This window comes from Paenibacillus durus, assembly GCF_000756615.1.
In the GTDB taxonomy this organism is placed as follows: Bacteria; Bacillota; Bacilli; order Paenibacillales; family Paenibacillaceae; genus Paenibacillus_AQ; species Paenibacillus_AQ durus.
The window spans coordinates 2754694-2779218 of sequence record NZ_CP009288.1 but is presented as its reverse complement, the minus strand read 5'-3'; the positions used below and the strand labels follow the sequence as shown (position 1 = coordinate 2779218).

Sequence of the window (24525 nt, the reverse complement as noted above, 5' to 3'; positions counted from 1 at the left end):
CGGTTCATCCTTTCACCGCTCCGGCGGTTATTCCTTTGACGAAATATTTTTGGAAGATCAGAAAAGCAAGGACAGCGGGCGCAAGCCCGATCACGGCAGCAGCTGCCATCAGATTCCACTGCGCGCCGTATTGCTGAAAGAACATGGAGACGGCCAGCGGAATCGTTCTCATGTCTTGACCCTGCAGGAAAAATACGGCCTGGCCGTAATTGTTCCAGATCGCCAGCCCCTGCAAAATGACGACCGCCGCTGTTACCGGACGTAGAAAATGAAACGTGACTCTCCAAAAGGCCGTAAACGGCGTGCACCCGTCGATAATCGCGGACTCCTCAATTTCCCGGGGAAGCACTTTAATGAAGCCGGTATACAGGAACACGGAAAAAGGAATACCGTTCGACGCCATAAGCAGAATCATCGCCCAATGCGTATTGATGCCGCCAATGGATTTCATCAGCGTGTAAAGCGGCACGGTAATAATGATCGCCGGGATCATCATGCAGATCAGCAGCAGGTTGAAGACCGATTGGTGAAATATGTTGCTGTACCTGGCGATGGCGTAGCCTGCGGAGCTTGCCACGAGAATAATCAGAAAGGCACCACCGATAGTGATAATCAGGGAGTTCAGCGTAGCGAGCCCCATCCTGGACGATTCCCACGCTTCCGAGAAATTGGAGAAATTGAAATCGGGCAGCAGCGACAGGCCATTAAACAACGTGCGGGAGGGCTTGTTCAGCGCCAAGTACAGCAGGATGTAAAAAGGGATCAAGGACAGCAGCGACATGCCTGTTACCAGCGTATACTTGCCAAGTGTTCGCGGATTTTTCATAGCGGCGGCCCTCACATTTCAAACTCTTTTTTATTGATATATCTCATAAAGATGAAGACGGGAATAATAATCATGGCGAACAGAATCATCGCTACCGCCGTCGAATAGCCGGTAAAGCTTCCGTACAGCATGCGAAGAATGTAGATGCTCAGCGATTCCGTACTGTAGCCCGGCCCTCCGTCCGTCAGCGCGATAATGACCTCGAAGACGGACAGGGAACCGATAATATTGGTCACGACATTGATTTTGATCGACTGAACGACCATCGGTATCGTAATGTACCAGAGCGATTTCAAATACCCGGCGCCGTCGATCTCTCCAGCCTCGTACAGTTCTTTCGGAATGGACTGAAGACCCGCCAGATAGATAATCATCGTCATCCCCACGAACTGCCACACATTGATGAACACCAGTACAATGAGCGCAGAATGCGCATTGCCCAGCCAGTCGCTTCCGCCGGTGCCCAGATGCAGGCTTGCCAGCAAATGATAGAGAAAGCCCCGGTCCGGCTGCAGGATAAAATACCAGACGTACCCCATAATCAGCGGGCTGATGACCGCAGGCAAATAGACGACCGCACGCACAAAGCCTTTTCCCTTAAACGGGCGATCGAGAATCAGCGCGTACAAAAATCCGAATAAATTAAGCAGGGGAGCGCTTCCAATCGCAAAGAAGACCGTATTGTACACATCCCTCTTCGCCCGGGCATCATGGAAAAAGTCGGCAAAGTTGTGTAGTCCGATAAAACGCGGCGCGGTCATGCCGTTGGAATCCGTCAGGCTGATCCCGATTCCCTGCACCAATGGATAAATAAAGAACAGCCCAAACAGCAGGATCGCAGGCAATGCCATAAAAAGATGCAGGTCATTCCATAGCTTACGCAGTATATTCATCCGATCTCTCTCCGATCCATTGCCGGAACCCGGGCTTTATCTTGCACTTTGCCACTCACGGGTCCCGGTGTCGTCATACTCCCGCAGTCTTGCGCTACGAAACCGTAACGCCGCTTATCTGTGGGTTGCTTTCCAGGCTTTATCCCATGCGTCTTTGTAGGCTTTGGCAAAATCAAGAGAATTGGCATACTGGCCCGCCAGCAGCTCCTGCACCATTCGGCCGGCATCATCGCCCGAGAAGCCCGACGGCGAATCCGTGAAAGCGATGTTGACGCCGCTGCTCAGGGCCTGATTGGCTTGTTCTTTAAGCGGTCCCCAATCCGCGGTCACATCCGTGAATGCCGGAGGTGATTTCAGGAACTCGCTGTAGGTCTTCAGATTTTCCGGCTGCAATAAGAACTCAAGGAACTTCTTCGCTTCTTCCGGATGCTTGGACTCGGCGGTAATGGCATATCTCGAATCGTCGGCAGAAAGGACGACCGGTTTCGTTCCGTCCTGGATGGACGGGTACGGGCTGAACCCGATGTCATTCTGGAAGTCGGGGCTAATTTTGAGCAGATCGGCAACCACCCACATTCCTTGGCTGATCATCGCGGCTTTGCCTGTAGCGAACGCTTCCTTCTGGTTGTCGTACGTCGCGGTCAAAGCGTCTTTGTTAATCAGGCCCGCGTCTTGAAGCTCGAGCAGCCGTTTCGCGAAAGTATCAATCGGGCCGTTCTCCTGATCGAACTTCAGTTTATCGGATTCATTGTTGATGAAGGCTTCGCGGGAGCTTTTTACACCCAAATCCTGCTTGATGATGCCGTGAGCCAGGAACTCGATCAGGTGTCCAAGCGTCCACGACTCCCGTCCGGCGATAAACAGCGGAGTCACATCCGGCTTCTTGTCCTTGACCGCCTGCAGATTCGCTTTAAACTCGTCCCAGGTCAGCGCTTCTTTCAGGCCCAGCTCCTGGTATATTTTTTTATTATAAAAAATACCGGCCATCGTCACGTTCGTCGCCACTTGATACTGCTTGCCGCTCTTTACGTCCGTCGACAGTTCTTTGACCGCAGGCAGCACTCTTGGCCAGAACGGCTCGCTTGAAAGATCCAGATATTTGCCTTGATCGATATAATCCTGCTCTACCACTGTGGTAATGTCGGGAATGTCGCCGGAAGCGAATTTCACTTTAATGACATTGCTTGCGTCCTTTTGATATTCCTGTTCCACTTCGATCCCCGGATTTTCCGAGTTGAACTTTTGGATCAGCGTGTTCATTAAATCGACCGTCTCCACTTTTCCGGTAAAAAACTTCAGCTTCACCGTTTCTTTGGGACCCGTTTCCTGAGCCGTGCCTGCGGCATTGCCGCTTGGGTTTGGCGAATCCGCGCTCTTGCCGCCGCAGCCTGCCAGTAAGCCGAACATCATCACGCCGCTGAGCAGCAAGCCGAGTTTCTTTCTTCTCATACTGAATCCTCCCTTTGTTGTCTAACCCCTGATTGTGTTCCCTGCTACAGTCTCATCATAAGGGGGAATGCGCGAACGCAAAACACCGTATTTTTACACAAGGGTACGGTTTTTGCATATTCCCGAAAAACAAATTGAAGCGCATACAAGAAACCGATACACTGATGTTGGGGGGAGTGGGATATGTACAAATGGAAACGCTACCGCTACTGGAGTATTAAAAAAAAGCTGCTCTTTTTCTCCGTATTGTTCATTTTAGGCTCGGTCTTTCTGGCTTCCATTCTGTCCTATTCCAAATACACGATGGACTTTGAACAGCAATCCTCCGAGCAGGTGCAGCAAATTATCGCCCAGGTCTCCTATAATATTGATACCTACCTCGACGATCTGTTCCGCCTTACCCTGTCGCCCTATATGAACGACGGCGTGATGCAGACGCTGGAGGAAGATGTCCATGATTCCCAGCTGGCCCAGCTAAAAAAGCGCCGCTTCATTGATAATTATCTCGAAGAGATGATGATTTATCCACGGAAGGATATTAACCGGGTCTTTATTTTGACAGATGAAATCTATACGGTCGGGCGCATGCCCATCAGCGTGGACTACGACAGCCGGTTTCATGAATTCGATTGGTATAGGCTGGCGATGAGTACGCAGGATTCCATCTTTGTGCCCACACATACGCAGCAGATGGTGAAGAATGGAGGTCCCAAGGTTTTTTCTATTGTGAAGCAGCTCCGGAGCACGCGGGATACGGAGAAAATACTCGGGGCCATCAAGGTGGACGCCAACTATAACGGCATTGCGGTCATTTGCAGCAAAGTCGATATGGGCTCGGGCGGGGGCTTGTTTATTCTGGACAATAACCGCAACGTGATTTACCGGAGTACGAACCGGTTGAACGCCGTATTTTTCTTCAATCAAGTCAAAGCAAGCGGCAAACCGACCATGACGATCAACCAGGGCGGCACCTCCTACCTGCTCAATTCAACGCTGCTCCCGCGCTCCAACTGGACGATTGTCGCCGTCAGTTCCATCAAGGAATTGAATCAAAAAGCCACGGAAACGAGAAATTTCGGCTTCTTTATCGCCTTGGCCTGCTCGCTGCTCGCTTTTATCCTGATGTATTTCTTCGTCCGCCGTTTTCTAGCCCCTCTGCTGCATATCGTGAAATTAATGAGAGAGGTGGAGCAGGGGAATTTGCAGGTCTCTTTTCCCGCGCAGCGGAATGATGAGCTGGGGCATCTCGGCACCTCTTTTAACGGTCTGGTGTCCAGGGTACGTGAAATGCTGGAGGAAAATACGCAGCTGGTCAAGCAGGTATACGAGAAGGAGCTGCTCCAGAAGGAAGCCCAGGTTCAGGCGCTGTACAATCAGATCCGGCCGCACTTCCTGTTCAACACGCTGAATTTGATATCCATGCAGATGCAGACGGGCAAGCAGGACAAGGCCATCGACCATCTCCATAAATTAAGCAGCATGCTCCGCAGCATGACCCGGATGGATAAGGACATTCCGCTGCAGAAGGAGCTGGATCTCCTTAAGGCTTACTTAAGCATCCAAAGCAGCCGCTATGAAGGCAGACTGGAATACGAGCTAAAGGTCGACCCCGCTTTGTACGACATGCCCATTCCCGCTCTGCTGTTCCAGCCGATCGTCGAGAATGCGGTGATTCACGGCTGCGAAGCCAAACGCGAACAGACCAGCATTGTTATTGCCGGAGAAAAGACCGCGAGCGGCGAGGTTCTGTTCACGATCCGGGACAGCGGGCAAGGCATGAGCCCGGAAACGCTGCAGAAGCTTCGCGGCAAGCTGGAGCAGGCCCAGCCGGATCATCCTTCTGCCGGAGAAGATCAGACCCCCGATGGTGCCCGGGTGGGAACCGGCATCGGCCTGGTCAACGTGAATAAGCGGATTAAATTAAAATACGGTTCCGGTTATGGAATTAAGGTGGATAGCTTACAGGGACAGGGAACCATCGTATATATTCTTTTGCCGGAAACCTGATTTGGGAAGGAGCGATGAGAATGTATAAAGTGCTGCTTGTGGATGACGAACCGCTCGTACGCGAATATTTGAGATTGCATATCGCCTCCAATCATCCGGGTTGGGAGGTCGCGGGGGAAGCCATGGACGGGCAGGAAGCTTGGGAGATGCTTCAGGAGATGCGGGTCCATCTGGTCATTACCGATATTAAAATGCCTGTCGTTGACGGACTGGAGCTGTGCAGACGGCTGTCCCAATCGGAGAATCCGCCCATTATCCTGATTCTGTCCGGCTTTGATGAATTCTCGCTTGCCCGGGATGCTCTCCGCTTCAGGGCGCAGAACTATTTGCTGAAGCCCGTAGTCCATGATGAATTGGTCGAAGCCCTGACGCAGGTTACCGCGCAGCTGGACCGCAAATTTCATGAGGAACTTGCTGCTTTAGCTATGGGAAAGGTCTCCAAGGAAAGCCAGGCGCAGGTCGTCAGACAGTTCCTGAAGTCTCTAGTGAGCGGCGACAGCGTGGAGATCAAGGCTCTGTATCCCCTCGTCTTCCGCCTGAAGGTCCAGCTGATCGAAACGGAAGGTCTGATTATGGTGTTGGATCTGGATGAAGACCGGCTTGCCCAAAAAGGGATACCTTACGGCGATATTTCCGTCTTCCGCTTTATTCTCAATCAGATAACGGGCGAGCTGTCCGATACAAACGGCTCGGGATTCGTCTTTCTGGATGAAGATCAGCATACCTGCGTGCTGGTGACGGGTGAAGACAAAAATCATACCCAGCATAAATGCCGTTCGCTCTATGAGAAAGTCTCCTCCGCCATGCTTGCCAATACCGGAATTACCGTCTCCGGCGCTCTCGGAACCTATGAATCCGAGCTGTTTCATCTGCAGTACTCCCATGCCAAAGCGGCTGAGACTCTTAACCATCGCCTGTTCTTGGAAGAGCCTTTCCTGTTCAATGAACCGGATGAGAACGTTCAGCTTCAGCGACTTGCCATTCTCGAGCAAACGTTAAGCTCGTTGCAATTTGCCATCCCGGATCGGAATGAGGCAGCTTTTTTAATGGCGGTGAAGCGTTTTTTTGAAAGTCTGCCGCATATTAGCTCCGTTCATGTCTTGAAGTTCGGGCTCCATCTGCTAAGGCAGCTTGCGAACGGGCCTTTGGAACGTCAGGGCGGATTCGCGGAAAGCGCCTATCAGCATCTCCGGCAGATGCCCGGCAATCCGCCCGGACTTTCCATACAAGCGGTGCTCGGGCTGTTTCAGGAAATCTTTCATTGCCTCATCAGAGGCGGCATAGAAGAGCCTGTACACGAAAATGAACAGGACATCGTCAGCCGGGTCAGAACCTATATCTACTCCCATTATGCGGAGCCGTTAAGCCTTGCCCTGCTCGCCGATCAGATGGGGATTTCGCCGGGCTATTTAAGCAGCATCTTCCACAAAACGATGCAGGAATCGTATATCAAATTTCTGACCCGGGTCCGGATGGAGCAGGCCGCAAAGCTGCTGAAGGCCACCCCTCCCGTGAAAGTATACGATGTCTCGGAGAAGGTCGGTTACGTGAGCGTAAAGCATTTTTCACATGTATTTAAACAATTTCATCATATGCCCCCGGGCGAATATCAGGAGAAGCATTTGAGCGCTGCGGAATGGCCTGCACTTTAATCAGGCTCACTCCCGCGAACGCTCAGGCCAAAATGCTGTCCAGCCGAAACGTTCGCGGACTCTTTCTTTATATAGTCTTGGATTTCTTCTTCATCTTTTGGAATATCCACTGTGTGCCAATGCCCAAAGATACCAGCGCGACAAGGCACAGAACAACCCAGCCTATAAAAGGGATATTGACGAAAGCGGTTATGATGGACGCGCCAATCAGCACTTTCACCCAATCGGAACTTTGGGTTGGTCCACGAAACATTTCGCCAAGGCGAAAACTCATCACTGTGATGCCCGCAGCGACGACAACGATCACAGCTAACAGAATAAGGATTAAGATCGGAATGCCAATAACTGTGACGAGCAAAAGCGCGCTCAGCGCCGTGATAATCAATCCGCTAAGGAAACCAATGTAAAGCAATCGCCCGATGGATTCACGCTTATACTGATCAGTGAAGGCGGCTATTTTCGTCTTTACGATGATTCTAATGAGTACAGGTACAAGAACCATAAGCAGGCTGCCCGCGAGCTGCACTACCCACAAGCCCAGCACGAGTCCGCCGCCAATCAGGAGGCTATTTTGTGTAGCGTTATCAAGTGAAATATTATAGACATCGTCACCCAGTACAGCTCCCGGATCTTGGTTAACCTGTCCCCCGACCACAATGACAACGCCTTTTACATTGGCGGTGCTTCCAAGACGAAGACTGCCATTAATGACGACAACCACACCGTTTACTTGGCCAAACACATCCGCATCGCCCCCGGCAACATACACATCGTCAACGGTCTGTCCTGCGGGCACAGTTATATTCTGATGCTCAAAGATACTCTTCGCCGATGCCAGGCCAGGGATGAGGAACATAAGGAGTATGAAACAGCTTAATGTGTAAAAAATCTTTCTCAATTCTTTCATCCCTTTCAATTGGCTGTGGTCTGCAGCAGTCGCCTAAGCGAGTACACGGATGCTGTAAGGATAGCTAATGAGAGAACAACCGTCACCCCGGTTAACACGGGTACGCTGAGGATGAAATGCGACGCCGCATAGACCATGGCTGCCGTGAGTTTCAATAATCCATGAATCAGCTTTACTAATACTGATCCGGTCAGGAACCAAAAGATGCTGAATGTCAACAACATCATAAGAAAGCCAAGTACCCAACCTTTTTCAGCAGCTGCCGGTATTTCTTCTTCTGCTATGGACTGGAGAATCCGAACCTCTAAATGAGCCGGCTCTTGAATCCGACGGAATGTCTGCGCAAGGTCATGCTGTAGGGTTGACAGCTCTTCCAGAAGCGCCTTACAGGACTCGCATTTCTCAATATGGTCTTTTACACGCTGCCTTTCGTCATCATTCAACTCGCCATCGAGATAAACCGACAACTGATCCTCCGGATGTTCGATCATCCCCGGTCCCCCTTTCCTAATTCTTTGCGCAGCACCATTCGGGCGGCAAACAGCCGGGATTTCACCGTCCCCAAGGGGATTTCCATGATATCCGCAATTTCTTCATAACGATACCCCTGCACTTCATGCAGCAGCAGAATTTCCCGATGCTCGACAGTAAGCCTGCTCATAGCTTCCTCAATAGACAACTTCTCCAGAGGGTCAGGCAAATGTTGATCCGCTATCGTCTCATTGGGCTCATCGCTCATCCGCTGTTCTTTTGTACGTTTTTTCAATCGATCCTTGCAAAGGTTGGAGACAATTCGAATGATCCACGACGAGAATGCATATTCGTTGTCCAAGCCGGATAATGAATAATACACTTTAATGAACGCCTCCTGAGAGACGTCTTCTGCGTCCATCCGGTCTCCCAGCATACCGGCAGCATATCGATATACATGGCCTTTATAACGTTTGACAAGCTGAGCGAATGCTTCTTTATCACCATGCTTAGCCCGATGAATGATATGATTTAGTTCCTCGTCCACCACTCGCGCCCTCAACTCCTACCAGAACGGAAGCTTTCACACCATCATGCCTGTTGTGTCACCACATCCCATTATATAACAAGAGACCAATACCCAATATCGCACCGGCGATAGCCCCAATCAGGCAGTAAGGGCTTCGTTATTTCGCAGCAGCCTTAAGACCTCAAGCAGAATGACGTTTAAACTGATCCACACCCCGCCGAATACATATCCTGCCGCAACGTCGCTTGGAAATTGCACGTTAAAGTAAATGCGGCTAATCCCGACAAGCAGGCACAATAAAATAACAGACAAAATCACCGAAATGCGGATCAAGCTCTCACTATAATGCCGAAGCAGTAAAAATGCGGAGAACCCGCATACGGTTAGAGAAGTAAGGGTTTCTTCACTGGGAAATGTATTAAATACTTGAACCCCGGCCGCAACAGATCCAGGACGATGAAACAGCATGCGCAGCCCTGTATCAAGCAGTTCCCCTCCAAGCACTACCCAGAGCAGAAAGGAAAGCTCCAGCAGCCTGTCACTGCCCCTGAGGACGACCCCAAGAGCTGTTAACACGATAAGAGGCCCGTAAAAATATAAGGAGCCTAACTTCGCAAAGCCGTTCATTGCATCTTGCCACCCGGGTCCAAATACGGTGTGAACGACATATGAGGCAACCTCGTCGAATTGACTGAATTCCTGCGCCAGAAAATCCTGAATCAGCCCCAGCATCAGAGAGACGAATAGAACTAATGCTGAAAATGCAGCCAGCACCAGGAATCTAACTTTTCCGAATGAATTAAAATGGCGTACTCCTTGGATTAGCAGTGCCATAAGCGATGCAAGAACACGCCGTTTGTGCTTCCGGTAGAGATAGACCAACAGGGTCAACAAAGCCGAGACGAGCCCGAAGATAATCATATAGCGGTTCACCGTTCGATGATAGGCTTCCCATTTTGGCCCCAGCACTCTGCCGAGGGAAATGAATAAGCTGACCCAAAAAATCGCACCGGAATATGCGTAGACGGCATAGCGGCGGAAGGGCATACGGGTTACCCCGCAGAAGTATCCTGTTATATGCCTGACACCAGGTATGAAAAAAGCGATGAACAGTAGCTTATCGCCATATTTCTCAAACCACAAGGATATGCGGGCCAGCTGCTCCTCCCCCAGATGAATACGATGCCCATATTTGATTGTAAAAGGTTTACCCAGCCGGTAACCGATCCAGTAGGAAAGCGTAACGCCGGCTGTAGCGCCGGCGCTCGCAAATAGGGTACTAAGCAGCCAATTTAATTTCCCTTCGTAAACGAATAAGCCTGTATAACTCATCAGCATTTCACCAGGAAGGGGCAAGGCGAGCATTTCAAGGAATAAGGCGAAAAAAATCAGTCCGTATCCGTAATGTTCAAGCCATGCTGTCAAAGTATTCAACGAAAACCCTCCTCTTCCTTTAATTTATACCTATCGTGGTATTACACCTCTGTAGCGCTGTTCGTTAGGCCGGTATTTCGCGCCGCCTTCCCCTGCATCCATTCGTAAATAATTGGAATCATCACAAAGCTGTTCAATGTGGAGGTGATCATCCCGCCAATCACCACGATGCCGAGCACTTGCGAAATGACGGTATCGGCGCTATGGGATAAGGCAAGCGGAATCAGGGTGAGCACCGTCGTGCCTGCGGTCATAAAAATGGGCCGAACCCGCGAGAGACTGCCCTGCACCACGGCTCCCCGAAGACTTAATCCCTCTTTGCGGTTACGTTCGATTGTATCAATCAAGACGATCCCATTGGTAACCACGATGCCTGTAAGCATCAACACCCCGATGAATGCGGCGAGATTCCATTGTCCATGGATCGCGTATAAGGCGAGCACAACACCGGATAAGGCAAGGGGGATGCTGATCAATACAGCAAACGGAGCTTTCCACCCTCTGAATACGAAGCTCGTAATGAGCAGGACGAGCAATATGGATACGACGACTGCAATCGATATCTCAATAATCATCTGCGTAACTTGCTCTGTAATACCGCCCAGCGAATACGTCACTCCGGCTGGAAGCTGTATGTCTTTCAATGCCTGATCTACGGCGCTTGACACTTTGCTCAGATCACTGGAGGTGATTTGCACAGCTACGACAGAGAATGGCTGACCGTCACGCTCTTGAATGGAAGAAACGGCAGTACTTTTATGAATCGATGCCAATTGGTCCAGACGATAGGACTGACCACCTCTGCCGGTGATTGTCTCGGCTGCAAGCGAGGCCAGCACTTGCTCCGGTGAATAAACAGGCAGCGAATTATCGTTTACCACACCTGCTGCGACAGAATCGATATACACGTCGACCGGAATCGTACCGGGTCCTGTGGATGTTGAAATATCAAAGTCCTTTCCTTTTGCCATGTAACGGGCTAACAGCTTATTGATATCGTCCGGCTTGATTCCAGCCCTGGTGACTTTTTCCTTGTCAATGGCTATAGCGTACTTGGGAATTCCGTTCGTCAGATCTGTCTTTCCTGCCACGCTTAGGCCTTCAATATGAGCCAGTTTCGTGCGTACAAGCTGGGCAGCGTTCTCCAATGTTTGCTGATCCGCGCCGGTTAGCATAATTTTAATCGTTGAATCATCGCCTGCGATATTCTGATTGGTTACCGTAATGGCAGCACGGTTTGAAACTTTGTCTAAATCAGACTGCAAAGCCGGTATGAACGCATTCACTTCTTTTGGATTTTTTAATTGGATGGACAGGTTGGCTACGTTCGGCTGCTGAATGAAACCTCCGCCCTGGTCGAATACATCGTCTGCCTGCGGCGTAAACGAAGACCCGAAGGTCGCTGAATAGGAAGCAATTTTGGTGTTGCTATGCAGAACGTCTTCCACTCTCCTTACTTCCTTATCCACTTCAGACAGCGGTGTTCCCTTCGGAAGCTCTACTTGTATGGCTGCCTGACTGCTCGCCGTGCTGGGCAGCAGGCTAAATGGAAGCTGTGATGCGAACAGCGCAGCGGCAACAAATAGGGTCAGCGAGATACCAGCCACCGTCTTCTTATGCTTCAGCGCCGACTGAAGAAGCGGCTTCATCAAAGGCTCGAGCGTTACCGCTTCAGCCTTAGGTTCTCTCCAGCCCATAAATGCAAATGCCGGAATCACCAGCATAGCGACGAAGAACGATACGAGAAGCGCGATGACAACCGACCAGGCAAAGCCGGCATACGACGCGCCAATGATTCCGCCAACTAAAGCAATCGGAACATAGACGGCGACGGTAGTCGCGGTGGAAGCGAAAATGGCCGGCAGCATCTCTACGACCGCAGAAGCCAACACATTCAAGACCGGCTTGCCCTTACTTTCCTGAACCCGCCGATACATATTATCCAGGATGACGATCGCGTCATCCACAATGCGGCCCATGGCCACGATTAATCCAGAGACGGTCAATATGTTCAACGTGACGCCTATTGATTTCAGAATAGCTGTTGTTGCCAGCAGGGAAATGGGAAGCGTCACGGCGATCAAGAGTGTAGACCGCACATTTCTGAAAAAGAACAGAACGCAGAGCATGGAGAACACACAGCCCAGCAAACCCTCGCGAACAAGCCCCTTCAGGGAACTATTCAGATCATGCGCACGGTCGGTCAGCAGAGTCATTGACAGGTCGCCGCTGCGAAGCGCAGCGATGCCGGAGACGCGTTCTTTTACATGCTGCGCGACATCCGTAATGTTTGCCGTAGGCGTCTTGATGACGTTAATTATAACGCTTGCTCGGCCATTGGTTCTGGAGACCGTCTTTACATCGGTCAGGGATTGAGATACCGACGCAACGGCCGATAAAGGCACGCTATGACCGTCTTTGTTCTTGATGACCAGATTGTTCAGTTGCTGCCCGGTAAGGTCCCAGCCTTCTACTCTGACGGGAAACGGGGCTTTAACATTCGCAATGCTTCCCTGCAGGCTGGGCACATCCGCCGTGATGGATTTATTAAAATCGTCCACCGTCAGGCGGTTAGCCGCCAGATCTTTCATGCGAAGGACAACGACATACCCCCTGTTGGCTCCGCCGACGGTCTGGACATCCGCTACACCGGGAACGGATTTCAACTGCTTGACGATGTCTGTTTGCAAGGTAGATTGCAGAGTCAGATCATCCACTTGGTTATTTTTTGCAGTCAGGCTATAACTCAGGATGGGAAACGTGCTTGATGTTAATCTTGTTACGGCAGGCTTGTTAACCCCATCCGGCAATACCGCATCATTCAACGCTTGTTTAACTATGTTCTCCGCTTTTTCCATATCGTAATCCATCGGGTAATAGAGATTCATCAGCAGTCCGCCATCGTACGAGGTTGTCTCAAGGCTGGTTAACCCGCCGGTCTTACGGATCGCGTCTTCCAGGGGTGTTGTGATGTCCCGTTTCATTTGATCCGCTTGATAGGCCGATGCGCGCAGTGACACCATCAAAGTGGTGTTATTGATGCCAGGAAGGTAGTCCCTCTGCATTTGGAAGGCCGAAACCGCTCCCCACGCTAATAGAAGTACGACACAAACCAAAATAATCGTTGCCCGCTGCATTACGGATTCAATCATCCGCTTCATTTCGAAGTCCCCTCTCAAGTTCTATATAGAGAAAAGACTTCACTCAGCGCCTATTTGTTCATTGCCTGAGATTTATTTTTTCGCCGGGTGCTCATCCATCCAAAAATTCCCTCTTGCATAACGAACTCATGTTCGGTATATAATAGGAAATACGAATATGCGTTCTCCTTATGGTGGTGTAATTATGGATATGAATTCAAGAATTGAAACAGAAGAGGATTTTCAAGTCATCAAGGAGTACACGTTACTGCCCATTTTGCTGGATATGCTGGCAAGAGACATGAATGAGCTGAAGAAGTACAAGGATAAAATTATTTATAATCATATCCTTATGTATCTGAAAGAAATTGAACATGCGGTTTATCCCGAGCTGCAGAATGCCAAGAGAAAAATGAGAACACAAGATATTCGGATTTTGAGCACCGAAATGAATGCACAGGGTATTCATGTCGAGTATAAGGTTCGCGGGTATATCCACCATTTCACGATGCTGCGGAGTCTGGTTAAGGCAGAGCTGATGACCATGCTGATGAATATGCGGAGGCGGTTAGGTTGAGTGAGAAACATGAACGGATTATATTTCTGGCAGATTGCCAAAGCTTCTATGCAAGCGTTGAAAAGGCCGATCACCCGGAATGTAAGGATAAACCCGTTGCTGTAGCAGGTTCTGTTGAACGCAGATCAGGAATCATTTTAGCGGCCTGCCCGATTGCAAAAGGATATGGAGTCACTACGGCAGAGCGTCTCGGAGAGGCTTTACATAAATGTCCCGATCTCGTTGTCATTCGTCCCCGGATGCAGCATTATATTGATATCTCCCTGATGATTACGAAGATTTATGAGGAGTTTACGGATCTTGTTGAAATATTTAGTATTGATGAGCAGTTTCTGGATATCACGGCAAGTCAGCCCATCTTCGGAGATCCTATAACGATTGCCAAGACCATGCAGCAAAAGGTTCTGAGTCAAACCGGAGTGCGGGTGAGGATCGGCATAAGCTCCAATAAAATCCTTGCTAAAATCGCAACGGATATTTGGGCGAAGAAGAATGAAAGTGGCATCTTTACTTTGCCTAAGTCCGAAATCGAAACCCTTCTGTGGCCGCAGCCGGTTCATAAAATGTTCGGCGTCGGTTCGCGTATGACCGCACATTTTACTCGTCTTGGAATAAATACAATCGGAGATATTGCCAGAACGCCTCTCTCCCTTCTAAAAGATAAATTTCGCGCCCGCTTTGGCAAGCAATCGGATATTCATGCAGAGGTGATGTGGCGGACGGCGAACGGTCTGGATGATAGTCCGGTTAAACCCGGAACCTTTGTTACACCGCCCAAATCAGTCGGTCATATGATGACTTTGCCGAGAGATTATACCGAGCCGTGGGAAGTCGATACGGTTCTGCTGGAGCTCACAGAGGAGGTATGCCGTGACTGCCGCCGCAAAGGATATATGGGCTCTGTTGTAAGCGTCAGTTGTATGTGCAGCCCCTATGAAGCACCGACCGGCTTTTCGCGCCAAATGAAGATGCAGGACCCTACTAACCACACGAATACCGTAATCAAAACAGTAAGAATGTTATTTTATAAATACTGGGATAAAATGCCCGTCCGCCGTGTCGGTGTGACATTAAGCCAGCTCGTGGACGACCAGAATTATCAGCTCACTCTCTTTGAGGATCAGGTAAAGCTTAGAGCCCTGGATGAAGCTACGGACAGCATAAAAAACCGATACGGCAGCGACGCGATTATAAGAGCCTCGTCACTTACTGATGCAGGGCAAGCCAAGGACAGGTCGCAAAAAATCGGCGGGCACTATAAATAACGAATTTGAATTGAAGCTTGATCTTTTGGGCCGATGCAGGCACAATCAAATATATAACATTCAAGGGGAGGATTACGAAGGTTTGAACAATGCCGAATCGGGGACAACCTATGAAATTATAGATTTATGCCTGCTGGCCGGAAAAATCATGCTCCAAAACGGCGCGGAGACTTACCGCGTGGAGGATACGATGACGCGCATGGCCGCTGCTCTCGGATTTCCGGGGGCGCACAGCTACGTAACGCCGACCGTCATCATGTTTACGACCAGCCGGACGGAACAGCCCAAGCTGTTCCGCATCGAGGAGCGCACGACCGATCTGCAAAAGGTTGCGGAGGTCAACGACATTTCGCGCTGCCTCAGCCAGCGGCAGATCACGTCGGCGCAGGCGCGCGAGCGGCTGGCCTTGGTGGATGATGCGGCGCATGCTTATCCGGCCTGGATCCAGATTATGGCGGCGGCCCTGGCGGGTGGCTGCTTCACCATCATATTCAAGGGGAGCGTCTGGGACGCCCTGCCCGCGCTGTTCGTATCGGGGCTCGGCTACGCTTCCGTAGTTTATTTACAAAGGCTGGTCCAGATTAAATTCTTTGCCGAGCTCACGGCGTCTGCTCTGATTGGGCTGCTGTCCTTCCTGTTCGTTCAAGCCGGCATCGGTGCGGAGACGGATAAGATTATCATCGGCTCCGTCATGCCGCTCGTTCCGGGACTGCTGATTACGAACGCCGTCAGAGACCTTATGGCCGGCCATCTTATATCGGGACTGTCCAAGGGAGCCGAGGCGTTCCTGACCGCTTTTGCCATCGGAACCGGGATCGGACTTGTGCTGTCCTTCGTTTCGTAGTCTTACTTCAGAGGAGAACTATCATGATTCTGCAGCTTATTACGAGCTTTATTGCCTCCGCCATGTTCTGCATCCTGTTTAATACGCCCAGACGCACGCTGCTTCAATGCGGAATTTCCGGAATGCTGGGCTGGTTGGTATACCTGCTGCTCGATCCCCATTGGAAATCCGTCGTGGCCACCTTCTTCGCCACGGTCGTCGTTGGGGTAGTCAGCCAGATTTTTGCCAGGTCCTTCAAAATTCCGGTCATCATCTTCAGCGTAGGCGGCATCATTCCGCTTGTGCCGGGCGGCCTCGCCTATGATGCCATGCGCAGGTTCGTTGAAGACGATTATACGAACGCGCTGCAGGCCGCCGTTCAGGCTCTCCTTCTCTCGGGAGCCATCGCCACGGGACTTGTGCTCAGCGAGGTGCTGGGACAGATGTTCCGCCGCAGCAAAAGCTAAAGCTCTCATCGTGGAAAGCTAAGCGCCAGGCAGAAGAGCCCGTGCTGATGACGTCCGCTCTGAAACAGCAAGGCCGTCCTGCCCTGGATTCTGATCCAGGGCAGGACGGCCTTGTTCATGTTGTAGAGAGGCGCTTTTCGCAAATATCAGGCGGTTATGCCTTCGACTCTTTTTTGATACACGACGATGTCAAGCCAACGGCCGAATTTACGGCCAATTTCCTTATAGTAGGCGCTCTGCTCATAACCGCTGCTCTCGAAAAAGGAACGGCTGGGGTTATTCTCCGAGCATACCGTGGCTACCAGCGTATGAAAACCGTGTTCAGCGGCTATCTGCTCGATAAAGGCCAGTGCTGGCCTTCCCAATCTTTTGCCCGTACATTCCGGCTTCAGGTACACGCTGATTTCACCGGTCACGTCATAAGCCTGCTTGTTCTTGTGCCTCGTAATTAAGACATATCCCTGCATCTCCCCTTCCAGCATGACTGCGTAGGATGTAAACCGGGGATCGCCGGTCAGCATGTTCCGTTTCATCTCCTGTACCGTCAGTTGGTCGGTGTGAAACGACACGGTTGTATTGAGCACATAGTAGTTATAAATCTCCGTCGCCTCGTCCAGATGCTCTTCTCCGATCTCGACGAAAGACAGCTCTTCGCGGTTCATCTCTAATCCTCCCAAATCGACATTTCCAGCTCATCCACGAACCAGCGCAATTGGGCGGTCGCTCTGCGGCGCAAAGTTCCGTCCTCGTACATCCGCTGCACCGCGTCGCGCTGCTCCTGGATCGCTTCCAGCTTCCATTCGAGCTGCCGGCCTTCCTGCTCCGCCACATTCACGGCGGCCGGACCGTTCTCCAGGCGGTCAAGCATCAAGCCGTAGCGGGCAGCCACGCGTTCGTAACCGTCCCGGTTATCATCGTTCATTCCCTCCTGGATGGCGTCGATCGCGGCGCGGCACATCCCGATCCGGGCATCCCGAACGCATCCGTCCGGGAGAACGCCGGAACCTCCGGCTCCTTGCGGAAGCTTCGAGAATATGCCGGAGAACAGCCGGCCCAGCTTCCCAAGCGACAGTTTGAGCTGTGAATCCAGTCCTCTGGACAGAAATGCTTCCTTATGATCCAGAAGCTCCATAATCGTCTGTCCCGCCTCAGAAGGAATGGACCCGCCTGCGATAAGCCCGCTCAGCTCCCTCCGCTCGGCCTGCAGTCCGGTCAACCGCGCTTTGAGCGCGCACTGCTTGCCGTATTCCTCCTCCGGATTGTTGATAAGCCGGTTATCCTGTATTTCCGGCAGCGCCGGCACCGTATCCGGGAGTCCTGGAGCAGCCGAAATGGCAGCGGCTCGGCTGTCCTCTGCCATCGCCCCGCGGAGTATCGCCATGCTGGCCTCCATAATTCTTGATCTTGCCGCCTGCTCTGATTCTTCCCGGCTGTCTTCCTCTCTGCGGGCGATGAGCGGAAGCAGAACGCTTGCAACCACCAGGGAAGTCAGAATGACGCCAGCAGCCAGAAAAATAATCAGATCGCGCTCCGGAAACGGCGAGCCGTCATCCAGCACAAGCGGAATGGAGAAAGCGCCGGCCAGGGTAACCGCTCCGCGTACGCCCGAAACCGAGGTAAGCACCCGCGACCTCATCGACGGCCTGCTTCCGTTCTTAAACTGCCAGCTCCCTATACAGATCAAGTACACCCAGAGGAAACGCAGTACAATCAGCAAAGCCGTGATCGCCAGCACGTATAGGACCACCGTCAGGTTATCGACAGCCGTATCCCGGTATATTACCGATACCACATCCGGAATCGAAACACCGAGAATGAGGAATACCATGCCGTTCAGAATGAACAGCAGCACCGACCATATGCTTGCCGATACGAGCTGGAGTTTGTACTGGGGGGAATCGGTCCGGTCTTTTTCAATGGCCTGAACGACGCCGCCAGCCACCACGGCCAGGATGCCCGACACTCCCAGCTCTTCACTGACCAGGTAGATCAGGAACGGGGTCAGAATCTGCAGCAGAACATGTACTGTGACATCCTCCATCCCCAGCCGCCGGATAAACACGCTTAAGCGAATCAGCAGAAAGGACAGCGCGGCTCCGGCAAGCAGTCCACCGGCGGCGATAAGAATAAAACTGCCGATCGCTTGCGGCAGAGAGAATACGCCGGTGACTGCCGCCGCAACCGCAAACTTAAACGCAACGAGGCCCGATGCGTCATTCATCAGCGACTCGCCTTCCAGCACACGGTGGATGCGATTCGGCAGATGGACCCGGCCAGCCATGGCGCTTACAGCAACTGCATCCGTCGGCGACAATATCGCCGCGAGCGCGAACGCCGCCGCAACAGGTATTGACGGAATCATCCAGTGAATGGCATAGCCTGCCACCAGTACCGTTGCGAACACCAATCCAAGCGCCAGCAGCAGAATCGGAGCCCGCAGATTCCAAAGCTCGGCACGCGGGGTTCTTCTTCCATCATTGAACAGAAGCGGGGCGATGAACAAGACAAAAAACAGCTCTGGTTCCAGCGTCAAGTGAATCCCCCAAGGAAAGGCGGCGGCAATAACCCCGAAGCCGATCTGGATAAGCGGTACAGGAACGAAGGGCATGAACCGGTTAACAATTTTGGATATGCCGATAAGACCGAGAAGGACAAGCACTGCGGTAAATGTCTCCAAAGAACCAGCCCCCCATATATTTTCACATCATTATATTATAATCGTAAATCTTCATACGGAAGCAGAAAAAAGCGGATAAAGTCCGTTAATGCAAATCAAAGGGCAATAAGTTATGAATTACAGCGATATGCAGCTGCACACGCACTATATCGTTACTTGACAAAAATATTTATTTATGTTATAATAGTATATTTACATATTGATTAATATCTCTTCTTCGACTAAGATAGTCACTGCAATAATTATCCGTCTAGGAGGAGTACAATGCAAATCGCCCAAGGAATTGAGCTGCTGGAGATTACAGCCGAAGTGATGGGGGGAACGGATAGCCTGTATCCTGTCCTGCTGTGGGATGAAGATCATGCGGTGTTGGTCGACACGGGCTACCCCGGGCTGCTCGGTAAGTTTAAGGAAGCTTTCGCCCATACGGGCGTGGCTTGGTCCAAACTTGATACCGTAGTTATTACACACCAGGATATTGACCATATTGGCGGGCTTCCGGCAATACTCAGCGAGCCGCACGGGACGATCAAGGTACTGGCGCATCCAATTGAACAGCCTTATATCGAAGGGGAGCGGATGCTGCTTAAGCACACGCCGGAAGCAATTGCCGCAGCCGAAGCCATGCTCCCGCCTCATGTGCCGGAGGAATGGCGGCGGGCCTTCCTGCACGTTCTCGCCCATCCCCCCAAGGCCAAAGTGGACGCCTTGATCGAAGACGGCCAGGAACTGCCGGTCGCAGGCGGCGTAGTGGTCATCGAGACCCCCGGCCATAGCCCGGGGCATATTTGCCTGTATCATCCGGCCAGCCGTACTCTCATCGCCGGCGACAGCCTGACGGTGAAAGAAGGCGTACTGCGTGGTCCCGATCCCCGGGTGACGCCGGATATGGCCACCGCGCTGTCAAGCCTGCGCAGGCTTGCCGGCTATGAAATCGAGACGGTCATCTGCTACCACGGCGGGCTGTACCGAGGGGATGCGAACCGGCGTATCGCCGAATTGGCGGAAGGGCTTCATTAAAGGTTCGCTGTTTGACCCGGCTTCCCGCTTTACGCTTGCTCCATTTAAAGAACACTGTCAATCGGCGGGACCAAGTCATTCAATCGAAAATACCGGATATGTGCGATACCGGCCGTGCGTGCCCGCAATCGGATTCCCGCCGAGCAGGCCGGGGCGCGGTGATGTTGGAGATCGCCTGCCGTCAGACCGGGATTTGTGAGGCAATCTGCGCCAGCGTCACCTTGCCAAGAACGTCCTCCATCGCCAGCTGGGCGAGCGAAAACACCGGAATGATGGCTCCCGCGATATTCCGGCCGACGGGACAAGCGGGATTCGGATGATCGTGAACCGCGAACAGGGAATCCTGTCCGACAGCGTCGACCGCCAAATAAATATCGAGCAGCGTAATCTCTTCGGCGGCTCGGGCCAGCTTGGCGCCCGCGACCCCCGGCCGAACCTCGATGAGACCCGCTTTGCCAAGCATGCTCGTAATCCGGCGGATCACTACCGGGTTCGTACCCACACTTCCAGCGATCCATTCGGAGGTGTTCTTGCTCTCTTTATCGATCTCAAGCAGGGCCAGGATATGGATGGCAACCGCAAATCGGGTGCTAATGTTCATAGGATGTCTCTCCTTTGCCGCCCAGTATGAAGAGGCAATTAGTTGTAACTATCATAGTTACCTTTGTGGTCATTGTCAACTATAGCGAGAATGGCCTGAACCTGCGGCCCGTATTTGCGGGTCAGCCGTGATTTTCCGAGATTAGCCTTTACGATTCGGATAACCCGGGGATCGGGGTTGCGGGCGAAGCGCTCCAGCAGCGCAAAGCCTGCTTCCGGCTCGGCGGCCGCGAAGACGCTTAAGGAGTATTCGAGGCCTTTGGACAGCACACGGAAAGACTCCGTCTTCCGCTCCGGCCGGGCTCCGATTCCTTCCATGATTTCACCCGCCAGGCCGAGCGCATACCGCGCATTGTCCTTTGCCGTCAGCAGCGGCGGGTGGGCCAGGGCCGCGACAAAAGCGCGCTGCTCCAGCTCATTCGCTCCATTATGCCAATGTTCCAATAGATCGCGGAGCAGCGCGAAATCATGCTCGCCGACGCTTTGCAGTCCCATCGCTGCCGCCTCGCGCATTCTCCAGCGGGAATCGTTCATTGCCCACTTGAATGCGTCCGCTATAACCACTCTCCGCTCAGCGTCCGCATATCCGTAATGTTCGCCCATCGCCCGAATCGCGCAAAAGGGCAGAAATTCACGGGGGTTGCCCGTGTCCGCCATTTCGCCCGAAATATTTCCCCAATCGGTAAGAAGCTCCCATAGTCCATCAGCCAAATCCCCGCTTCCAAAATATCGAGCGAACTTCTCCGCCAGTTCAAGATTGGCTCTCGGCCCAGGTAGACGGCTATCCGCGGCCAACTCGTCCTCCAGCCGTTTCCGATCCGTACCATTGCCGCTCATCCACAGCTCCAGTTCCGCCAATGCGTTACATGCTTGTCCGCTCATTACGCCTCCCCCGCAGGATAGACTGGCATGTCCTGCATTCTTGATATGATATATAATATGGAAAAAGATTACTTGGAGGCACTCATGAATCAATTAGAGCAATTGGAACATGTGTTACAGGAAAAAGGAGTCAAGTACGAAATCATTAAGCATGAAGGCCCCATCAAAACGGCGCAGGAAGGTGCAGCCTTTTTGGGAATCGAAATTGGACAGACCGCGCCCGCCTTGGTACTGAGAGCCGGAAATGAGTATTGCGCCCTGATTGTTTCCGGCGACCGCGGACGCGTCAACCTGGAAGAAACGGCGGCTCTTATGGGATATGATTCTCTAAAAATGGCTAGCCCCAAGCAGGTTCTGCAGCTTACCGGACAGGAAGTGGGCAGTGTATCGCTGATGCTTCCGCTGCCTTGCATTGTAGACCGGAAGCTCTTCCGCTATCCCTTTGTTTACGGTGGTACGGGAGAGCCCGGATCTACCCTGAAAATATCGCCGCAAGCGTTGGAACAACTGAATGAGGTCGTCGCCTATCTGGATTAAAGCTGAATGTCCTATACAGCCTCCGGAGAGCGTCCGAAATTAGATTTCAGGCGCCTGTCAAGATGATGGGTCGTCCCTTGGTTACAATGATCGTATGCTCGAACTGCGCGACCCGGCTGTTATCAGGTACGGTCAATGTCCAGCCGTCCGGTTGCTGCTCGACGTATTGCGCGCCGGTCGACAGAAACGGCTCAATCGTTATGACCTGGTTTGGTTTCAGAACGGTTGTCTCGCGGGGGTTGTAATAGGGCAGAATTTCATGCGGCGTATCGTGCAGCGTTCTGCCGATCCCGTGGCTGCACAGGTTCCGCACCACTTTGTAGCCGCGTTTGCGGGCCTCCGCTTCCATCACTCTGCCGATTTCGTTGACCCGCATTCCGGCGCGCAAATGGGAAATTACGCTCATCATCGTTTCTTCGGCGCTGGCGCATAGGCGCAGCAGCTTCTGGTTGTATGGAGGCAGTTGAAATGATACGGCGGCATCCCCGTAATAACCGTTCAGTTCGGCGGATACATCGATGTTGATGAGGTCACCGGCACGAATCACTTTTGGACCCGGAATGCCGTGCGCCACTTCTTCGTTCAGACTGATGCACGTATCGCCCGGAAAATCATACGTTTCCCTCGGAGCCGATTTCGCCCCGAAACGCTTCAGAATTTCCGCTCCTATTTTGTCAAGCTCCAGCGTCGTCATGCCGGGCTTTACGCTTTTTTTCATCTCAGCGATTGTGAATCCGACGACCTTCCCTGCCGCCTTCAATCCTTCCAAATCTTGCTCTGTATCACTTGTCATGAAATTTCCATTCCTCTCTTTATTAAATCGGCAAACGGACCATATAGCGGCGAATTACCGCACTCTCCCGCTGCGGATGGCAATTGCATAGTCGAGTCTGCCGTTTCGTTCCGCCATATCGGCTGCCGTATTCCAATCGTATGGGATCAGCTTATGCTCTACGTTCCAGCCTGTTCCTTCCCTCCTGCGTACGATACAGAAACTTGCGTAAGGTGTGCCCGATTCCATGACATGGGGAAAAGGAAGATCATCCTCGTAGGCGGGCAAGCCGACGCTGCCCGGATTTACAAGCCATTTGCCATCCGGCAGCGTTAAGGTATGATATACATGGCTGTGTCCGCAGAAAATGCCGCGCTCCTGTATAGTGTGCAGCTCCGTCTGCAACGTTTCCGCTTTTTTATAACGAACGCCGGTTTCGGTTACTTCTTCAAGCAAGTACTGTCCATTGGCAAAAGGAGTTCCGTGACAGAACAGCAGGTCCTCATAGCGCCACACGGCTAAATGGTCTGCAATCCATGCTTCCGTATCGGCGTTAAGCAGCGGCTTAACATGGCGGTACGTCGGCGAGCCGCTGTCCTTCTCCAAAAGAATCTCGTCGCAGTTCCCCATGATGTTGACGATATCGCCGCGCTGCCTAAGCAGTCTTGCCGTTCCAAGCGGATCTACCGGACCGAATAAACTGTCCCCCAGATTGACGATTGTGTCGGCGCCCTCCCGGTCAATGTCCTGCAGAACCGCCTCCAGCGCCGGTGCGTTGCTATGTATGTCGGATATTACCGCTATAGTGTATGTCAATGGATTCCCTCCCAAAACACGCGTTCTCTATATTATAACAGCAAAACCGAAACTGGAGAAATCAGGGACTCCGCCGCCTCTTGGAAAAATAAAAGGATGCCTGGCCCAAGCAGCCAAAGGCATCCTTTTTAAGCGGGAAACCGCCAATAAATCAGTTCACACAGGCCGCTTTCAGCCACGCCTCGGTAATCAGCGCGTGACCCGCAGGGGTGGGATGAACGCCGTCTTCCGCCCAATAGGCCGGGTCGGCCGTCATCGATGCGGCTGCGAACAAGCCGTCAAGCGGCACCAGCAGCGCCCCGTACTCGCGGGCCAGCTTCCGCACGACCGCGATTTTCGGGTCCAGATCTTCCCGCCAGTCGCGGTTCAGCCCCTGAACCGGCAGGACGAACGGCTCGATCAGGATCAGCTTCGCGTTCAAAGTCTGCCGTGTGCGGTCCAGCAGATTCCGGTACTGCGCTTCGAACGCTTCCGGCGTCGTCTCCTCGCCGCTGTCGTACCGGCACCAGCTCTCGTTGATACCGACATAAATGGATACCCACGTCGGCTTCAGCGCGAGGCAGTCCCTGTCCCAGCGCCGCACGAGATCGGCAGCCCGGTCACCGCCGACGCCCCGGTTGTAGAAGGTAAGCTTTTTCTCCGGAAACAGCAGACCAAGCCGGCCGGCCACCATCAGGGGGTACCCGTTTCCCAGCGAATAAGCGTCGAAGCGGTTGCGGCCAACGTCGGTAATACTGTCTCCCTGGAACAAAATCACGTCGTTTTCTTTAAAAAGCATCTT

General features: G+C 52.3%; 23 protein-coding genes. 8 read left to right on the top strand and 15 right to left on the bottom strand.

All coding sequences use genetic code 11. The features are described 5' to 3' along the window. Positions 1 to 4: 4 nt before the first annotated feature. The 3 genes from PDUR_RS11825 to PDUR_RS11815 form a co-directional block, all read right to left on the bottom strand. Positions 5 to 826 (bottom strand): carbohydrate ABC transporter permease, encoded by an 822-nt coding sequence (locus PDUR_RS11825; RefSeq protein WP_042209294.1) that lies wholly within the window; start codon positions 824 to 826, stop codon positions 5 to 7. A gap of 11 nt (positions 827 to 837) precedes the next feature. Then, positions 838 to 1719 (bottom strand): carbohydrate ABC transporter permease, encoded by an 882-nt coding sequence (locus PDUR_RS11820; RefSeq protein WP_042206446.1) that lies wholly within the window; start codon positions 1717 to 1719, stop codon positions 838 to 840. A gap of 114 nt (positions 1720 to 1833) precedes the next feature. Beyond that, entirely contained in the window at positions 1834 to 3168 is a 1335-nt protein-coding gene (locus PDUR_RS11815; RefSeq protein ID WP_042206445.1) for an ABC transporter substrate-binding protein, read from the bottom strand. A gap of 183 nt (positions 3169 to 3351) precedes the next feature. Between PDUR_RS11815 and PDUR_RS11810 the strand changes: the two genes are divergently transcribed. Together PDUR_RS11810 and PDUR_RS11805 are read left to right on the top strand one after the other, a co-directional pair. After that, a complete protein-coding gene (locus tag PDUR_RS11810; protein ID WP_042206444.1) occupies positions 3352 to 5175 on the top strand; it encodes a sensor histidine kinase in 1824 nt (607 codons plus the stop codon). Between the two features lie 20 nt (positions 5176 to 5195). Beyond that, the gene (locus PDUR_RS11805; RefSeq protein WP_042206443.1) at positions 5196 to 6827 is read left to right on the top strand and encodes a response regulator; all 1632 of its coding nucleotides are present in this window, start codon (positions 5196 to 5198) and stop codon (positions 6825 to 6827) included. A 67-nt stretch (positions 6828 to 6894) separates the two neighbouring features. Here the strand turns inward: PDUR_RS11805 and PDUR_RS11800 are convergent, their stop codons facing one another. The 5 genes from PDUR_RS11800 to PDUR_RS11780 form a co-directional block, all read right to left on the bottom strand. After that, on the bottom strand, positions 6895 to 7725 hold the full coding sequence (locus PDUR_RS11800; RefSeq protein ID WP_156130442.1) for a hypothetical protein: 831 nt from the start codon (positions 7723 to 7725) through the stop codon (positions 6895 to 6897). A gap of 14 nt (positions 7726 to 7739) precedes the next feature. Beyond that, positions 7740 to 8225, bottom strand: coding sequence for an anti-sigma factor family protein (locus PDUR_RS11795; protein WP_042206441.1), 486 nt, complete (start codon positions 8223 to 8225; stop codon positions 7740 to 7742). Continuing rightward, on the bottom strand, positions 8222 to 8755 hold the full coding sequence (locus PDUR_RS11790; protein ID WP_042206440.1) for an RNA polymerase sigma factor: 534 nt from the start codon (positions 8753 to 8755) through the stop codon (positions 8222 to 8224). The genes PDUR_RS11795 and PDUR_RS11790 overlap by 4 nt, the downstream gene beginning before the upstream one ends. Positions 8756 to 8872: 117 nt before the next feature. Further along, complete coding sequence (locus tag PDUR_RS11785; RefSeq protein ID WP_042206439.1) at positions 8873 to 10168, bottom strand: VTT domain-containing protein; 1296 nt, start codon at positions 10166 to 10168, stop codon at positions 8873 to 8875. 41 nt (positions 10169 to 10209) lie between these two features. Then, complete coding sequence (locus PDUR_RS11780) at positions 10210 to 13329, bottom strand: efflux RND transporter permease subunit (RefSeq protein WP_042206438.1); 3120 nt, start codon at positions 13327 to 13329, stop codon at positions 10210 to 10212. Between the two features lie 184 nt (positions 13330 to 13513). Between PDUR_RS11780 and PDUR_RS11775 the strand changes: the two genes are divergently transcribed. The 4 genes from PDUR_RS11775 (at position 13514) to PDUR_RS11760 (ending at position 16440) form a co-directional block, all read left to right on the top strand. Continuing rightward, entirely contained in the window at positions 13514 to 13885 is a 372-nt protein-coding gene (locus tag PDUR_RS11775; RefSeq protein ID WP_156130440.1) for a YhjD family protein, read from the top strand. After that, the gene (locus PDUR_RS11770; protein WP_042206436.1) at positions 13882 to 15150 is read left to right on the top strand and encodes a DNA polymerase IV; all 1269 of its coding nucleotides are present in this window, start codon (positions 13882 to 13884) and stop codon (positions 15148 to 15150) included. Before PDUR_RS11775 ends, PDUR_RS11770 begins: the two co-directional genes overlap by 4 nt. 82 nt (positions 15151 to 15232) lie before the next feature. Next, positions 15233 to 15994 carry a threonine/serine exporter family protein gene (locus PDUR_RS11765; RefSeq protein ID WP_042206435.1) on the top strand — a complete coding sequence of 254 codons (762 nt, stop codon included), beginning with the start codon at positions 15233 to 15235 and terminating at the stop codon, positions 15992 to 15994. Positions 15995 to 16017: 23 nt separating this feature from the next. Further along, a complete protein-coding gene (locus PDUR_RS11760; protein WP_042206434.1) occupies positions 16018 to 16440 on the top strand; it encodes a threonine/serine exporter family protein in 423 nt (140 codons plus the stop codon). 146 nt (positions 16441 to 16586) lie between these two features. On the opposite strand, the gene PDUR_RS11755 is transcribed toward PDUR_RS11760, so the two are convergent. Both PDUR_RS11755 and PDUR_RS11750 read right to left on the bottom strand, forming a co-directional pair. After that, entirely contained in the window at positions 16587 to 17102 is a 516-nt protein-coding gene (locus tag PDUR_RS11755) for a GNAT family N-acetyltransferase (RefSeq protein WP_042206433.1), read from the bottom strand. 2 nt (positions 17103 to 17104) lie between these two features. After that, positions 17105 to 19117, bottom strand: a complete 2013-nt coding sequence (locus tag PDUR_RS11750; protein ID WP_042206432.1) for a Na+/H+ antiporter — start codon at positions 19115 to 19117, stop codon at positions 17105 to 17107. Positions 19118 to 19381: 264 nt separating this feature from the next. Here PDUR_RS11750 and PDUR_RS11745 point away from each other — a divergent pair, with 264 nt between their 5' ends. Next, positions 19382 to 20137, top strand: a complete 756-nt coding sequence (locus PDUR_RS11745; protein WP_042206431.1) for an MBL fold metallo-hydrolase — start codon at positions 19382 to 19384, stop codon at positions 20135 to 20137. 181 nt (positions 20138 to 20318) lie between these two features. Here PDUR_RS11745 and PDUR_RS11740 read toward each other — a convergent pair whose 3' ends face one another. Both PDUR_RS11740 and PDUR_RS11735 read right to left on the bottom strand, forming a co-directional pair. Then, entirely contained in the window at positions 20319 to 20738 is a 420-nt protein-coding gene (locus tag PDUR_RS11740; protein WP_042206430.1) for an Rrf2 family transcriptional regulator, read from the bottom strand. A gap of 38 nt (positions 20739 to 20776) precedes the next feature. Next, complete coding sequence (locus PDUR_RS11735) at positions 20777 to 21619, bottom strand: hypothetical protein (protein WP_042206429.1); 843 nt, start codon at positions 21617 to 21619, stop codon at positions 20777 to 20779. Positions 21620 to 21703: 84 nt separating this feature from the next. Here PDUR_RS11735 and PDUR_RS11730 point away from each other — a divergent pair, with 84 nt between their 5' ends. Continuing rightward, positions 21704 to 22156: an aminoacyl-tRNA deacylase gene (locus PDUR_RS11730; RefSeq protein ID WP_042209293.1), complete on the top strand. Its 453-nt coding sequence runs from the start codon at positions 21704 to 21706 to the stop codon at positions 22154 to 22156. A gap of 46 nt (positions 22157 to 22202) precedes the next feature. On the opposite strand, the gene map is transcribed toward PDUR_RS11730, so the two are convergent. The 3 genes from map to PDUR_RS11715 form a co-directional block, all read right to left on the bottom strand. Continuing rightward, positions 22203 to 22949, bottom strand: coding sequence for a type I methionyl aminopeptidase (map, locus tag PDUR_RS11725; RefSeq protein WP_042206428.1), 747 nt, complete (start codon positions 22947 to 22949; stop codon positions 22203 to 22205). Positions 22950 to 23003: 54 nt separating this feature from the next. Beyond that, on the bottom strand, positions 23004 to 23744 hold the full coding sequence (locus tag PDUR_RS11720; RefSeq protein WP_042206427.1) for a metallophosphoesterase family protein: 741 nt from the start codon (positions 23742 to 23744) through the stop codon (positions 23004 to 23006). A 151-nt stretch (positions 23745 to 23895) separates the two neighbouring features. After that, positions 23896 to 24522, bottom strand: coding sequence for an SGNH/GDSL hydrolase family protein (locus PDUR_RS11715; protein ID WP_042206426.1), 627 nt, complete (start codon positions 24520 to 24522; stop codon positions 23896 to 23898). Positions 24523 to 24525: the final 3 nt, after the last annotated feature.

Excerpts from the sequence above, each read along its gene's own strand:
- PDUR_RS11755 (WP_042206433.1), bottom strand. The coding sequence starts at position 17,102 with ATGAACCGCGAAGAGCTGTCTTTCGTCGAGATCGGAGAAGAGCATCTG.
- PDUR_RS11820 (WP_042206446.1), bottom strand. The coding sequence starts at position 1,719 with ATGAATATACTGCGTAAGCTATGGAATGACCTGCATCTTTTTATGGCA.
- PDUR_RS11810 (WP_042206444.1), top strand. The coding sequence starts at position 3,352 with ATGTACAAATGGAAACGCTACCGCTACTGGAGTATTAAAAAAAAGCTG.
- PDUR_RS11760 (WP_042206434.1), top strand. The coding sequence starts at position 16,018 with ATGATTCTGCAGCTTATTACGAGCTTTATTGCCTCCGCCATGTTCTGC.
- PDUR_RS11775 (WP_156130440.1), top strand. The coding sequence starts at position 13,514 with ATGGATATGAATTCAAGAATTGAAACAGAAGAGGATTTTCAAGTCATC.
- PDUR_RS11730 (WP_042209293.1), top strand. The coding sequence starts at position 21,704 with ATGAATCAATTAGAGCAATTGGAACATGTGTTACAGGAAAAAGGAGTC.
- PDUR_RS11795 (WP_042206441.1), bottom strand. The coding sequence starts at position 8,225 with ATGATCGAACATCCGGAGGATCAGTTGTCGGTTTATCTCGATGGCGAG.
- PDUR_RS11825 (WP_042209294.1), bottom strand. The coding sequence starts at position 826 with ATGAAAAATCCGCGAACACTTGGCAAGTATACGCTGGTAACAGGCATG.
- map (WP_042206428.1), bottom strand. The coding sequence starts at position 22,949 with ATGACAAGTGATACAGAGCAAGATTTGGAAGGATTGAAGGCGGCAGGG.
- PDUR_RS11745 (WP_042206431.1), top strand. The coding sequence starts at position 19,382 with ATGCAAATCGCCCAAGGAATTGAGCTGCTGGAGATTACAGCCGAAGTG.
- PDUR_RS11805 (WP_042206443.1), top strand. The coding sequence starts at position 5,196 with ATGTATAAAGTGCTGCTTGTGGATGACGAACCGCTCGTACGCGAATAT.
- PDUR_RS11815 (WP_042206445.1), bottom strand. The coding sequence starts at position 3,168 with ATGAGAAGAAAGAAACTCGGCTTGCTGCTCAGCGGCGTGATGATGTTC.
- PDUR_RS11780 (WP_042206438.1), bottom strand. The coding sequence starts at position 13,329 with ATGAAGCGGATGATTGAATCCGTAATGCAGCGGGCAACGATTATTTTG.
- PDUR_RS11735 (WP_042206429.1), bottom strand. The coding sequence starts at position 21,619 with ATGAGCGGACAAGCATGTAACGCATTGGCGGAACTGGAGCTGTGGATG.
- PDUR_RS11740 (WP_042206430.1), bottom strand. The coding sequence starts at position 20,738 with ATGAACATTAGCACCCGATTTGCGGTTGCCATCCATATCCTGGCCCTG.
- PDUR_RS11715 (WP_042206426.1), bottom strand. The coding sequence starts at position 24,522 with ATGCTTTTTAAAGAAAACGACGTGATTTTGTTCCAGGGAGACAGTATT.